We start from the raw sequence: 13,800 nt of genomic DNA on the forward strand, positions 1-13,800 counted from the left end.
CCAGCCATTCAGCTGGCCACACCACTCTTCGGGCCACTGGCGATTAGCGCGGCGCCGCAGGCGGTCTTGTGGCCGTCGAGGGCGACCGGGGTGCCGTCGACGTTATAGGTGGCGCTGCCCTCGACAATCGGGAACACGCCCTTGCACAGCGGGCAACTGACCATGTGCCCGACGCCGGCGATGGGTTTGCCGTTGACGTTGGTGTTGCCGAATGAGCCGAGCACCTTGCCACCGTGGGTGGTGGAATCGCCGAGGCGGATGATGTCTTTCATGGGGGGAACTCCGTGTCAGAAAGGAGGCGTCGATGCCAGCGGCGAAAGCCTAACATAGCGCAGTGGATAGAAGACCATCGGCCACCGATCCACTGGTAATCCTGAATGTTTACTCGGGCAACACCGTAAGTTTCACCACGGTGCCATCGGCCACTCTCGCCATTTGCCGCGCGATTTGGCCTCGGTAGCGCATACCCTCGATGGCATTGCCCGCGCGCAGGTTCTCCAGGGTGAATGCACCGCCGAAGGCAAACCCCGTAAGCGGCAGCAGCCGCTGGCCCTTTGGCAATGGGCCATGCAGCGCTTGCCAGGCATTGGCCAGGGGCCATCCAGTCAGGAATTTGTAATCGGCCAGGATAGCCGCAGCCCAGCCCTCCAGGTCATCGGCCAGGTAGTCGAACTTTCCGGTTTCCGGCTCGAAGGTGTGCACTTGGCCCTGGCGAAGGCAGAACTGCACGCCGAACACGTCTTCGGCGAAGAACAGCACTGGCACTTCTTCCAGCTCAGGGAATTCAAAGCGCCACAATGGCGGGTCATTCCACTGCTGCAGGCTGGGTTCGCTGCCCGGCGCGGCCGCTCCTGTGGCGAACACATGCAACGCGCTTTCAAACGCGTAGAAACCATTGCGCCGCAAGAGCAGGCTTTCGAGCTCATCGGCCCGCGTGCCTGCCAGCTCGCGACTACGTGCATCGAGCGTGTCGGGCAGGGCCAGGGGCTCACCTGCGATCGACAACAGCTTTTCCAGACGAGGCATTTGCGTATCCGTCAATTCAACTCTCCGGAGTTGTGCAGCCTCAGCGTCTGCATCCTTGTAAACCTGTCATCCATCAAACAATGTCCCTCACAAGCCATATGTGAGCAGAAGCACCTCGGTTTGTGGATATTCATCGAGAAAGCCATCGCTACGCAGGAAGGCATGCAGTACATCACCTTTTGCCACATGTTCCAGCAGTGCAGCCGCGCCACTATCGTCATCGCTGTTGAACAGCCGCCCCAACAGAATCAGCGGCCATTCGCGCTCGCTGGAAGCCACCATCAGCGCTTCGAAACCAGGTCCCCAGCAGCACATCGATAACGTCATCGCTCATGCAGAACGTGACCGCCTCCACCATCGCGAGAAACACCTGGCAGCTCGCCTGGTTTTCGTAGCGGTCGAGCAACTCAAGTTGCATTTTCCATTGCTCGAAGATTGCCTGATCCAACCCCTCGTTCCCTCTTCATCACCGCCAGCTGTTCATTGCCGGATCAGTCCGCACTCGTAGTCCAGCCATTCACGTTCAGCCAACGGGCCATGCCGTCGTCCAGTGGTTCTGCCATACCCCTTCGCTGGAGCAGGCGGATATCCAACGCCAACCAATGGTTGAACACCCAACGTTGAGCTCGTGCATAAAAGGCAGAAACCGATCGTGGGCCGCTATTAACGGCCCACGACAGGTAGCACATCAGCTAGCGGGGGCTCTGCCCTGCGGCCTCAATCCTCGAACCAGACGTCTTCGTAGCCTTCCCGGTCGATGATGAACTTGCTTCCCTCAGGCAGGTACAGATAGTTCACCACCTCGGGCAGTTCTTCTTGCAAGTGCCGCGTGTGGATGACCTGGTAGAAGTCGTCCTCCTCCGAGTACTCACCGCAATAAAAGAACCAACTTACCGTGCCATCTTCCGGGCGCTCGATACGCACACCATAGATGGGGTTGTCCTTGAGCGTGCCCAAGGCGATCGCCACCCGATCTTCCGGTGCCTTCGGCGATACCCCGTAGCGTTTGCATACGTCAGCCTGATCACGGCTTGGCGGGGCTTCATTTTGGTCGTGCATCATGGAATCCCTAGTTTTTTCTTCATACCTTTGGAGAACCCGGACGCTTGCCCGCCCTGCTCGCTCGAACAAACTGGCAATGCGGCTGTACTGCGGCAAGCGAAGTTTGCTTGGCTCGTACAGGTAGCCCAGTCTCACCTTCGTCCTGCGGCGGCGAGCTTTCCCAAGCGAGGGCATCGCCATCCCAGCCATACAGGGTGTAGCCTCAGCCCAGTTCACGCTGGCGCTTGGCACGTTGCATCTGGTTCCAGCCACTGCCGGCGCGCGGATCATCCTGATGATGCGCGGTGGAGTGCTTGTGCAGGCGCCGCCCCAGGGCGTCGTAGCTGTAAACCACGCTGAGCTTGCTGTCATCGAAACGGCTCAGGCGGTCGAACAGGTCCCAGCTCAGGCGGGAGTGTTCGCCGTTGTGCAGGCGATGAACCAGGTTGCCGCGTTCGTGGTACTGGTAATGGGTCCCGGCGTATTCACGCAGCAGGTTGTCCATCAGCTTGTTACGGCGCGGATTGCTCTCCAGCGGACGGTTGAGCTCCTGGGTCTTGTCGTCCAGCAGGTTGCCGACCGGGTCGTACCGATAGGCTAGGTGGCCAAGACGGGTGTCCTGGGTATCACTCAGCAGGCCGACTGCATCGTATTGATACTGGCACTTGAGCAAGGTGGACTTGCCATCGTGGCTACCCAGCAGTTGCCCTTGTAAGCGCCCTGCTGGATCTCAGGTCTGGGTTTGCATCAGTTGGTGGACCTGATGATAGACCCTTCTCGGCACAAGCTCTTTGCCACTAAGCCATTAGTGCTACCCGCCTCGCACACCAAATTGACAGACCGTGTCATCCGTAAAAATAGTCAACAAACCTATTGAAATTATCCGACCCTACAACCGGAAGAATATCTTCCTCTAGTCTTTCCATGAAGCCATCTACCACACCATCGTCATCAAACACATCGAAGACATTATACTCACCATATACAATTTCGATGAGCTTTGCTAAAGCAAGCAAAAAATCCGCAATTGAATCGGCGACCTTGAACGGAGACAAAGTGTCATAGCCAGCATAGACTGGCGCTCCAGCCTTATCGGTTACAGCAACTATAGGTTTCCCGCCTCCACTATCATCCATTACCACCACGTATTCTTGAGGCCAGCCGGGATTAAGGATCTGCCCTGATGGTGTGTTGGACCAACGATATCCAACTTGCGCGCCCTTCAACTGATCCAACCCAACCAATTTCAGTGGCGTAAGCCCTGTCTCAAACCTCACATTCTGAGGCTCACACTCATTGTAAAACTCTGTCAGTTCAGCTGATGCAGGAATACCAACCGGCCAATAATTTACAGCCCTACCACTAGCAGTAAAGGTGCCAGGCAAGCCAAACTTACCATGAACAATCTTTAGCGCCTTAAGCGCGTCGCTTAACTCTGTCATATCAACCTCAAAATCAAGTTTCGCCTGATCGAAGTCGTACTCGCGATCGCTCCAATCAGGTTGGCGCAACAAACGGATCAGGCTGTTGCGCAGCGCCTGGGTAACTGGCACGAAACTGCCCGGTTCATACAGGTAATGCACCGTGCGCCCGGTCTCACCTTCGTCCTGTGGCGGCGAACTTTCCCAGGCGAGGTTTTCGCTATCCCAGCCGTACAAGGTCTAGCCACAACGCAGTTCACGCTGGCGCTTGGCACGCTGCTCGGGGAAGGTGCCGACCTTGCTCGCCGCGCTTTTGTTGGCTGCAAATTCTTACCTGATTGGAGACAAAATAAAACCCTGCAGACCTACTGCATTAGTCCTAGCCGCCTGAGCCAATGCTGCATACTCATGGACTGAGTCCCCCTTCACTGCCGCATATGTATTCCGCAATAGCTTGGCCACTTTTAAGAAGGGCTATCTAATCTTGTATTTTTTCGGGTATTTTACCTCTCTAGCCAGAAATGCAACGCACGGGCGAAGAGGCTGCACCGTTTCTGCCTCTCCGCTAGCGGTCAGATCCCGTCAAGCCTTAAAACTCGCGGGGCGCTGCTCCGGTCTATTAAAGAAAAATTCGACTTTAAACAAACCACGCCCCACCACCAAACCTTCCATACTTACTGCCTTACCATACCGTATTCATAGTCCAACACACCCGCTTCGCTTTTCCTCTCCAAATAATCAGCAACATCATCAAAATCAATATTGCTAGGCACATTTACTGAGAAAAACTTCTTACTCATCCCCTCCCAAGAGCACCCCATAGTTGAAATCTCTGCCAAAACCAGCTGCGACGACTCTTCATCATCACCAAAAAATATTATCCTGAGCGTGCTATTCCCTTCATCACTTATAACACCAGAAAAAATCGCCTCACCGTCACTCCCTTTTGAAGTACTGACTTCATCCTCTATGCATACCTCCTTCGAATAAAAGGGTATGTTCTTTATCTTATATATGTTCTCCGCGACCTTTTCCGCCCAGACGCTCTCCACCCCTACAGGAGGGTAGTCGTCAACAACTTCCAACTCGATAAAAACTTTTTCCACTGGAATCACCTATAAATCGCAAGAGTCGCTTTTATCTATGTTACAGACCCTACACAGAACTTGGCCATTCTCTGGCGTTCCAGAACCTCCTTTCGATTTTGGAATCACATGATCAACATGTGCCTCATTATCAGGAGGTCGCACACCGCGCTCGTGCCTCATTGCATTGACTGCCTGAACATTGCATTGCTCACAAGTCAAGCTGCCGTGACGATCAATATTTTCTTGCTTTACATCATTCTTCCCAGCTTTTGTAAAGTCTTTGCCAGGTCTACTTCCTGGTGCGCTTTTTCTAGCCAGTCCCAACGGGTCAATCCATTCCGTTGGGTTATCCACATAGCTATAGAGATTGATGCCACCTGCATAGCTGATTGGATCCTGGCTTACAAACCGGCCAATCTTCGGATCATAGTACCGGTAACGATTGTAATGCAGCCCCGTCTCATGGTCGTGGTACTGCCCCTGGAACCGGATCGGGTTGCTCAGGCCAATCTGCTTGGCCCACTCTGAGCGGGTTTCCTTGACCTCACCCCAGGCCTTGTACTGCGCCGTCCACGCCACCTCGCCAGTGTGGTCAGTCAGCTCCATCGGCGTGCCGAGCTGATCGCACTGGTACCAGAGGATCGCATCGATCGGTTGCGGTTTGATCTCTTGTTGCCACAGCGGATCCTGATCGAAGTCGTACTCGCGATCGCTCCAATCAGGTTGGCGCAGCAAACGGATCGGGCTGTTGCGCAGTGCCTGTGCAACTGGCACAAAGCTGCCCGGCTCATACAGGTAATGCACCGTACGCCCGGTCTCGCCTTCGTCCTGTGGCGGCGAGCTTTCCCAAGCGAGGTTGTCGCCATCCCAGCCATACAAGGTGTAGCCACAGCCCAATTCACGCTGGCGCTTGGCGCGCTGCATCTGGTTCCAGCCACTGCCGGCCCGCGGATCATCCTGATGGTGCGCGGTGGAGTGCTTGTGCAAACGGCGGCCCAAGGCGTCGTAGCTATACACCACGCTCAGTTGGTTGTCATCGAAACGGCTCAGGCGGTCGAACAGGTCCCAGCTCAGGCGGGCATGTTCACCGTTGTGCAGGCGATGAACCAGATTGCCACGTTCGTCGTACTGGTAATGGGTCCCGGCGTATTCACGCAGCAGGTTGTCCATCAACTTGTTACGGCGCGGATCGCTTTCCAGCGGACGGTTGAGCTCCTGGGTCTTGTCGTCCAGCAGGTTGCCGGCAGGGTCGAAGGCGAAGGTCTCGACACCAAGGCGGCTGGTGGCTTGCAACAGGCGACCAACGGGATCGTACTGATAGACCAAGTGGCCACGGCGAGTGTCGTGGATGTCGGTCAGCTGGCCGACTGCATCGTATTGATACTGGCGCTTGAGCATCGTGGACTGGCCGTCATGGCTGCCCAGCAGTTGTTCCTGCAGACGTCCCATTGGGTCCCATGCCTGGGTCTGTATCAGCTTGTTGCCCTGATGCCGAACCACTTCGCGGTGCAGGTCATCACGCTCGTAGGCCAACAGTTCATGCTGGTCGAGGGTCATGCCGAGCACGTGACCGCTGCCGTAAGTCAACACGCTGACCCTATGGCCGTCCGGACGGATCGTCGCCGTACGCAGGTTGAGGGCGTCGTATTCGTGCTGCCACACAGCAACCATCGGCACCTCGGTGCCCAGGTAATACTGATGTTCGCGGGTCAGGTTGCCGGCTTCGTCGTGGAACCATTGCAGCTTGCTGGCAGCGTTGATCGCCTGGATCAGCTTGCCGTTTCCATCGTAGGCAAAGGTCTCTTCTTCGCGTTGATCGCCCTGGCTGGCAACTCGGGAAACGATTCGCCCCACGGCATCGAAGGAAATTTGAGTCCGGCGCTGGCCGACATAGGTGCTATCCAGTCGCCCGCTCTCGGCGTCGTACTCATACCGCGTCACCAGGCCGTCAAAGCCCTTTTCTTCCAGCAAGCGCCCCATTGGGTCGAAGAGGAAGGTTGCCTTGCTCTCGTTCTCGTTCTCCAGCCCGATCAGGCGGCCGAGTTTGTCCCAGCGGTAGCGGATCGTGTGTTCATTGGCATCCACACGCCTGGCCAGTTTGCCCACGGCGTTGTAGGTCCAGGTGGTGCAGCGGTCCAGTGCATCGGCGTGCGCCAGCAACCGGCCTTCGGCATCGCGCTCGAAGCGTTCTTCGGTGTTGTCCGGGTGAATGACTTTGGCCAGTTGGCCGGCCTTGTATTCGTAGACCGTCTTGTTGCCCGCGGCATCAGTGAACAGCACCAACTGGCCGAAAGCGTCGTACTCCCATTGGCTGGTCTTGCCCGAGCAGTCGGTGTACTCGACCAACTGATCCGCCCCGTTGTACACCAGCTTCTTCTCGTTGCCGTTGGCGTCCTTGATCGCCTTGACCAGCCCGGAGGGCGTATAGGCGAACTCGGTCTTGTGGCCAAGCGGGTCGGTGGTTTCGACCAGGTTGCCCTGCTTGTCGTAGTCACGCAGCCACAAACCGCCCTCGGCATCGCGGATCTTGATCAGGTGGCGACGGTCGTCATAGGCGAAATGCGTCTGGCTGTGGTCGGCACGGATATGGCGAATGACACTGCCTTGCTCGTCGTAGTCATAGCGGTCTTCGCTGCCATCCGGATGAACGTGGCGTAGCAGCTTCTTGCGCTCATCGCGGAACAGCCATTCCGAACGCTCGTCCGGATAACGAATGCGGTACAGGTAGCCGAGGATGTCGTAGTAGTACCAAGTCTCCTGGCCATGGGCGTCAGTGACGTAGGTAAGACGGATGTTCTCATCCCACTCCAGCGTCGTGTCAAAGCTGCCATCGTCGGCCCATTCGCGAATGGCCTTGGCGTCGAAGGCACTGCCATCCCATTGCAGGTTCATGCCGCGACCGGTGCGGTCGGTGTACCGGGTCACCAGGTGATTCTGGTACTGGTAGTGCCAGGCCGCGCCGTTCTCGTCCTGGGCGGCTATCAGATCGCCCTGGTCATCGTAGTGGTAGGCACACAGTTGCCTCAGCGGCTGGCCGTCGCGCATTTCCCACAGGCCGGTGATATGGCCGTGTTCGTCGATCAGCGTGCCGAGGTGGCGCAGCACATCCTTCACATCGCCCTGGAAGGTGATGATGTCCGACAGCACCGGACGCCCCTCGTGGCGATGCTCATAGTGCAGCATGCAACCGGCACCGTTGCTGAGGGTGATCTTCTGCAGGTAATAACGATCACCGACGCGCAGGTAATATTCCTTGCGCTCGAAGCCTCGGCAGATCACCAGTTCGTTTTCACGGCTGCGGACCAGCAGCAGGTCCTCGATGGCGTTGTACAGCGACTTCTCGACCTTGGGCAGCTCGAAGGCATGGCTGCGACCATCGTGGTCATGGAACACCAGGCCCTTGCCCACCACGTCGATACGGGTGGTGAACTCGGTGATCCAGCGCGCGCCGAGGCTGCCCTGATCATATTCGGCCAAACGCGAGTGATAGGTCCGCTGCCATTCGATGGGGAACGGCCCAGGCAAACTGAAATCGGTATGCAGGATGAACTCGGAACCCAGCGAGAAGCTGATGCTATGGCCTGTACGCGCTTTGGGCTCGGGTGGGCAAGGGGGGCGTTTGGGGCTGGGCGTGCCTTCCGCTTTCGCCTGCGACCCACTGACTGCCAACTCGCCCTTGCCCTTCTCCCGCTCCACCTGCGTGGTGGTGCCCGGCTTGCTCACCCCCGGTTGGCCGTTCTTGTTGCGTTTGCGGAAGCCCTTCACCGCCCCGCCCAGCACGTTGAGCATCCAGCCGATGGTCATCTGCGTGCCCGGGTCGGCCAGCTTGTTCAACTGCCGGGCCATCTCCGGGCCCAGGGCGCGCAGTTGGCCGGTGTTGGCCAGCACCTTGGTCTTGATCTGGTCCGGCAGCAGCTTGCTCGTCGCGCTGTTGGCCAGGCCCTTGCCGGCGGCCTTGTAGGCGCTGTGCACGGCACCGAACAAGTTGCTGAACGCCGCCTTCGGGTCATTGAGCAGCTTGTCGGCGGCAGCCGAGGCCTGCTTGCTCGCCTTCGACAGGTCGCCCTTGGCGTCCAGCTGGCCCAGGGTGACTTTCTCCAGGCCGGTGGCGATCTCGTTGGTCATCTTGGTGCCGAATGCGCCGGCATCGGCGAGGATGCTGGCGAGCTTGGGCTGGGCCTGCTTGACGAAGTCGTCGATGGTGCCGGCGATGGTGGCGTTGAGGTGGCCGATCAGCACCGTGATCAGCGAGTCGCCCAGCAGCATCTTGGCGCTGTTGCGCAGCTCCTGGCGCACCAGGAACAGGGTCGGGCGCAGGCTCATGCGCGCGGCGGCCATGGTCGGTGGCGCCGGCAGCACGCCGATGAGGTTGATACCCAGGCTCACCCAGTCGAGCAGCTGGCGGTTCTTGCTCTTGACCAGGGTCACCACGTCGCCCAGGGCGTCGACCAGGGCCATGATGTTGCCCACCACCGGCAAGGCGCCGGCCACGGTCTTGATCCGTTCCAGGGTGACGTAGCCACCGCTGACCGATTGCAGCCAGGCGTCGAAGGCCGCGGCGCCGCGGCCGACGTCCTTGGCGTCGATGGTGTTGAGCGGGGCGACGGCGACTTGGGCTTCGCGTTGTTTGGCGTCGGTCATGCCAGCACCTCATGGTTCAGCTTGGCCGGGTTGAGCGGTGGGGTGAGCGTGGGCAGGCTGGGCAGCTGGCGGGCCGCGTTGGCGGCCTTGAGCGCCGGCGCTGCGCCGGGCACCACGTTGCTGGCCAGCTGGGCCATGGCGCCGGTGTCACCGCCCACCGCGGCCTTGACCTGTTGCACCTTTTGCAGCGCGGCCTGGCCGCTTTTCGCCAGTTGCATGCCGGTGCCGGCCAGGGCCTTGCCCTGCTCCAGCATGCCCGTGCCGCCAGGGCCCATCAGGCCCTGGGCCATCGTTTTACCTTGTGCCATCGCGTTCTGTACCAATCCCTTGCCCTTGTCCATGCCTTGCTGCGCCAGTGCCAGGCCCTTGCCCAGCAGGCCGTCGGCGCCCTTGCCGGCGCTCAGCACCTCGCCGACCACGGCCTGCTGGCCGGGGGCGATGTCGTTGAAGTCGGTTTTCGCCGGCCAGACGCCAGCGCCGAAGTGGCTGCCGTCGGCCCAGGTGTCGGCCGGGTCGAGGCCGAAGTCGACCCACAGGGGGCCGGCGGCGGCGCCGCTGGCCATGTTGAAACCGTTGCCGTCGAGGCTGCCCTTGATCGACTTGCCCAGGGCGTCGGTCACGTCGTAGTCGCCGGTCTTCACGCCCTTGCTGTTGGCGTACTGGTACAGCAGCTCCAGGTCACCCTTGCCCGGCTTGGGTGGCTCGGGGAAGGTGCCGGCCTTGCTGGAGGCGCCGATGTGGGCGAACTGCGCGGCGTGGGCGGTGTAGTTGGCGCTGGTGACGTGGGTGATGCCGCCGGCGTTGTAGGTGGTGGCGCTGCCGCCGCCCTGCAGCACCAGCTCGGTCTTGGCGGTGAGCACGATGCGGTCGGCGTTGGCGGTGATGTCGAGCTTGGCCAGCAGGTTGATGTTGTCCTTCAGCGCGCGGATGTCGATGTCGCCGGAGGCCGACACCAGCTTCCAGCCCAGGCTCTGCACGAACAGGCGCATGCCCTGGCTGGCGCTGGCCAGCAGGCGCTTGCCGGCGGTCAGGCTGGTGTGGCCGGTGCTGCTCAGCGCCAGGTGCTCGCCGGTGGTGATGTGGTTGGGGCCGGGGGTGGTCAGGGCGATGCCGGCCGGGCTCGACAGCACCAGGTGCGGCTGGGCGAACTCGGGGAATTCGTTGGCGCTCTGGTTCACCGGGCCGCTGCCGAGGATGCCCTGGTGCTGCTCGTGTAGGCGCTTGGCCACGGCGTCCTGGTCACCGGGCTCCTGGGCCTGCATCTGCTTGGCCAGTTCCGCCAGGCTGTCCTGCTGGTCGCTGGCGGTGGCCAGGCGTTCGGCGGTTTCGGGCAGGTCCTTGTGGTGCTTGGCTTCGTTGGCGCGCGGCTCGGTGGTGAGCAGCAGGCCACCGGCGGCGCGCACGGCACCGTGGCGGTCGGTGCGCAGCTCGAAGCCTTCACCGCGCGGGGCGCCACCACTTGGTCTTGGGTGCGTCAGGTAGCCGAGGTTCAGCGCACTGGCACCGTGGTCGCTGCGCAGGGCGATGCTGATCTCGCTGGTGGTGTCGTCGATGCGCAGTTCGTTGCCGCGGCTGCCTTTGTATTCCTTGCTCTTGATCGTCGCCAGGGTCTTGAGGTCGGGCAGCTTGTAGTGCGGCATGTTCACGCCGTGGTACAGGCAGCCGGTGATCAACGGCTGGTCGGGGTCACCTTCGAGGAAGCTGACCAGCACTTCCATGCCCACCCGCGGCAGTTGCAAGCCGGCGATGCCCTGCCCGGCCCAGCCGCTGGCGACGCGCATCCAGATGCTCGACTTGTCGTCGGATTGGCCTTCGCGGTCCCAGAAGAACTGCACCTTGACCCGGCCGAACTCGTCGCAGTAGATCTCTTCGCCGGCCGGGCCGCTGACCACCGCACGCTGGGTGCCGAGGATGCGCGGCTTGGGGTGCTCCAGCGGCGGGCGGTAGGTGGCGTCCCACGGGGTGGCGCTGAAGACGTTGCGGTAGCCCTGCTGGAAGCCGTCGAAGCGGGGGTCGACGTCGCTGGTAATCACCTCTTCCAGCACCTGTGGCTGGCGGCCCTGGTGGTGCACGTCGGTGAGCAGCCACAGGTCGTTCCAGGCCGGGTTGAGGTGCGCGGTCAGCGGCAGGAAGTGGCCGCTGGCGAGCAGCGGCTGGTCGCTGCGCCCTTCGGCCAGGCGGAAGTCGCTGCGGTGGCGCTCCAGGGCGCGGGTGGCCAGGTGCTTGCCGCGGGCGCGGTCGAGGAAGCGCCCGGGGTAGTCGTAGTCTTCGAGCTCAGGCTCGGCGTGGCTGACCGACTCGCCTTCGAGCTGGATCAGCGGCTTCTTGAAGTCGTAGTCGCGGCGGGTGACGCTGCTGGTGCGGGTTTCCACCCGCAGGCCGAAACGCTTGATCATCGGCGTGTCGGCGACCAGACCAGCGTCCTGCTGGTAGGCCACCGGGGCCAGCTTGGGGAACACGGTCTGGTCGTCGCCGAACACCAGCTGGTGGCCGGCGGCGCTGTGGCGGAAGTGGTAGTGGATACCCTCTTCTTCGCACAGGCGCTGGATGAAGTGCAGGTTGGACTCGTCGTACTGCACGCAGTACTCGCGCTCCGGGTAGAGGGCGCCGAGCTGGAACTGGTAGGCGTTGGCGAGGATGCCGTGCTCTTCCAGTACCTGGGCGATGATCTTCGGCACGGTCAGGTGCTGGAACATGCGCTGGTTGATGCGGTGGGCCAGGTACGCCAGCTGTGGGCGCAGGGTGACCTGGTAACGGGTCAGGCGCGTGCCCGACTCGCCTTGCGCGGCGCGGTAGATCAGGCCATGCAGGCCGCGACCGTCGTCGCCGAGCTGAAGGAACGCGGGCTTGTGCAGCAGGCTTTCCAGGTCCAGCGAGGGGCGCTCGCTCACCAGCTCCAGGTCGATGGCGTAGGGCTGGCTGATGGCTTCGGTGCCATCGAAGGCCAGGACCTGGAAATCGTGTTCCAGGCCGTCGATGTGCAGGCTGAAGTGGGTCTGGTCGGCGGCGGCAAACATCCTTGTCCCTCTTTTACGAGCAGTCGGTGGTGGAGCGTGTGTGGCAGCCAGTGCTAGGCGGGGGCCTTGTGGCGCGCTTGAGATCGAGCGCCGCCCGCGCGGCGCATCGCTGGCAAGCCAGCTCCCACATTTGTTTCGGGCGGTGTACACCTGTGACTGAGGCGGTGCCCGCTTTGGTGCATGTCGCAAGTCTTGCGAGAGGCCAGCAATGCCCGCCTCGATACCGCGTCATGCCAACAAGGCGGACAGTGGAGATAGCTCAGGAGTAACTGGCCCGAAACAGATGTGGGAGCCGGCTTGCCGGCGATGCGCCGCGCGGGCGGCGCTCGGGCTCATGGGCGACACGACACTGCCGTCGATCGCCCACAGCCCCCAGGCTTAGCCTGCGACCGGCGCGCGCCAGTCGTCGGAACCGGAAGTACCGGACACTTCGTGGGTCCAGGTGATCTTGCGGTAGGTGAAGTACACGTCTTCCAGGTGGGTGAAGTGGGCGTTGGCCGGGTCCTGGCAGTTGTGCATGTAGTCCTTGATGTCGACGATGATCGCGTCTTCCAGGACGGTGGTGTAGTAGTGCTCTTGGGTGCCCTGGGCCGAGGTGCGGTACCACTTGATCTCGACCTTGGTCATGCGCTCGCCCGAGGTCAGGGCGGCCAGCAGCAGCGGCGAAGCCTTGTCGAATACCTTGGTGATCTTCACTGGCTTGTGCACGCGCTGGCCGGTCGGCTGGCCGGACTGCGGGTCACGCGGGATGATCACTTCGTGTTCGAAGCCCTGGACCATCACCTGGTCTTCGTGGCCTTCCTGGTAGGTGTTGCCCACCGAGTCGGCGGTGAATGCGCCAGCGGTGATCAGACCTTGTTTTTCGCCGGTGACGGNATACCTTGGTGATCTTCACTGGCTTGTGCACGCGCTGGCCGGTCGGCTGGCCGGACTGCGGGTCACGCGGGATGATCACTTCGTGTTCGAAGCCCTGGACCATCACCTGGTCTTCGTGGCCTTCCTGGTAGGTGTTGCCCACCGAGTCGGCGGTGAATGCGCCAGCGGTGATCAGACCTTGTTTTTCGCCGGTGACGGCCATGTAGGCGGGAGTTGCCATGAGTGTTGCTCTCCATGCGTTGAAAAAGTCGCCCGGTGGCAGGAAATTGCCAGGCGGGGGACGCTCACTCATACAAACGCCGTGCCAATGTATTTTTATCTATATAAATCAATAGCTTAAAAACACGCACCACTCATTTGAATAGATTTTTAAGCGACAACCCTTCAAAAGTTGCGCAACTTCTTGCGCAGTGCTGGCAAAAAGTTGCGCAGTTGGCTGTAGACCACGGATTGCATGGCTTACAACGAGGTATCCACACACTTATCCACATTCTACTGCGCAACTTCTTGCGCAGTTGACCAAAAGGTCAACCAACGCCCCTCGCTGGCCTGCTCAGCCCCTCACGCAATGGCACAACGGCCGACCCCGCGCCAAGTACCATCAACGTGCTACTATCCCGCCGCATCTATGGACGCTCCACCGTTTCGACAAGGAAAGCCGCGCGTGAACACCCCCGAGAGCCCCTCGCC

9 protein-coding genes and 2 pseudogenes are annotated in these 13,800 nt (G+C 60.7%); all 11 read right to left on the minus strand.

The features are described 5' to 3' along the window. Window positions 1-8 precede the first annotated feature (8 nt). Entirely contained in the window at window positions 9-272 is a 264-nt protein-coding gene (locus tag IX761_RS24945) for a PAAR domain-containing protein (RefSeq protein ID WP_011531938.1), read from the minus strand. Between the two features lie 109 nt (window positions 273-381). Beyond that, window positions 382-1,026 carry an SMI1/KNR4 family protein gene (locus tag IX761_RS24950; protein WP_228533953.1) on the minus strand — a complete coding sequence of 215 codons (645 nt, stop codon included), beginning with the start codon at window positions 1,024-1,026 and terminating at the stop codon, window positions 382-384. A gap of 87 nt (window positions 1,027-1,113) precedes the next feature. Next, complete coding sequence (locus IX761_RS24955; protein ID WP_194792163.1) at window positions 1,114-1,353, minus strand: hypothetical protein; 240 nt, start codon at window positions 1,351-1,353, stop codon at window positions 1,114-1,116. Between the two features lie 390 nt (window positions 1,354-1,743). Further along, a complete protein-coding gene (locus IX761_RS24960) occupies window positions 1,744-2,085 on the minus strand; it encodes a hypothetical protein (RefSeq protein WP_323744612.1) in 342 nt (113 codons plus the stop codon). Between the two features lie 118 nt (window positions 2,086-2,203). After that, window positions 2,204-2,839 (minus strand): annotated as a pseudogene (locus IX761_RS24965) (RHS repeat protein); the annotation flags it as partial. 685 nt (window positions 2,840-3,524) lie between these two features. Continuing rightward, window positions 3,525-3,767, minus strand: a pseudogene (locus IX761_RS27755) (hypothetical protein); the annotation flags it as partial. Between the two features lie 395 nt (window positions 3,768-4,162). Beyond that, a complete protein-coding gene (locus tag IX761_RS24975; protein WP_194792165.1) occupies window positions 4,163-4,594 on the minus strand; it encodes a DUF4265 domain-containing protein in 432 nt (143 codons plus the stop codon). Window positions 4,595-4,603: 9 nt separating this feature from the next. Next, on the minus strand, window positions 4,604-9,217 hold the full coding sequence (locus tag IX761_RS24980; RefSeq protein ID WP_194792166.1) for an RHS repeat-associated core domain-containing protein: 4,614 nt from the start codon (window positions 9,215-9,217) through the stop codon (window positions 4,604-4,606). Further along, window positions 9,214-12,234, minus strand: coding sequence for a type VI secretion system tip protein VgrG (locus IX761_RS24985; RefSeq protein ID WP_194792167.1), 3,021 nt, complete (start codon window positions 12,232-12,234; stop codon window positions 9,214-9,216). Before IX761_RS24985 ends, IX761_RS24980 begins: the two co-directional genes overlap by 4 nt. 378 nt (window positions 12,235-12,612) lie before the next feature. Then, window positions 12,613-13,086, minus strand: coding sequence for an Hcp family type VI secretion system effector (locus tag IX761_RS24990; protein WP_194792074.1), 474 nt, complete (start codon window positions 13,084-13,086; stop codon window positions 12,613-12,615). Continuing rightward, the gene (gene tssD / locus IX761_RS27435; protein WP_323744613.1) at window positions 12,974-13,330 is read right to left on the minus strand and encodes a type VI secretion system tube protein TssD; all 357 of its coding nucleotides are present in this window, start codon (window positions 13,328-13,330) and stop codon (window positions 12,974-12,976) included. Before tssD ends, IX761_RS24990 begins: the two co-directional genes overlap by 113 nt. Between the last annotated feature and the right edge of the window lie 470 nt (window positions 13,331-13,800).

This window comes from Pseudomonas sp. UFMG81, from assembly GCF_015354575.1.
GTDB lineage: Bacteria > Pseudomonadota > Gammaproteobacteria > Pseudomonadales > Pseudomonadaceae > Aquipseudomonas.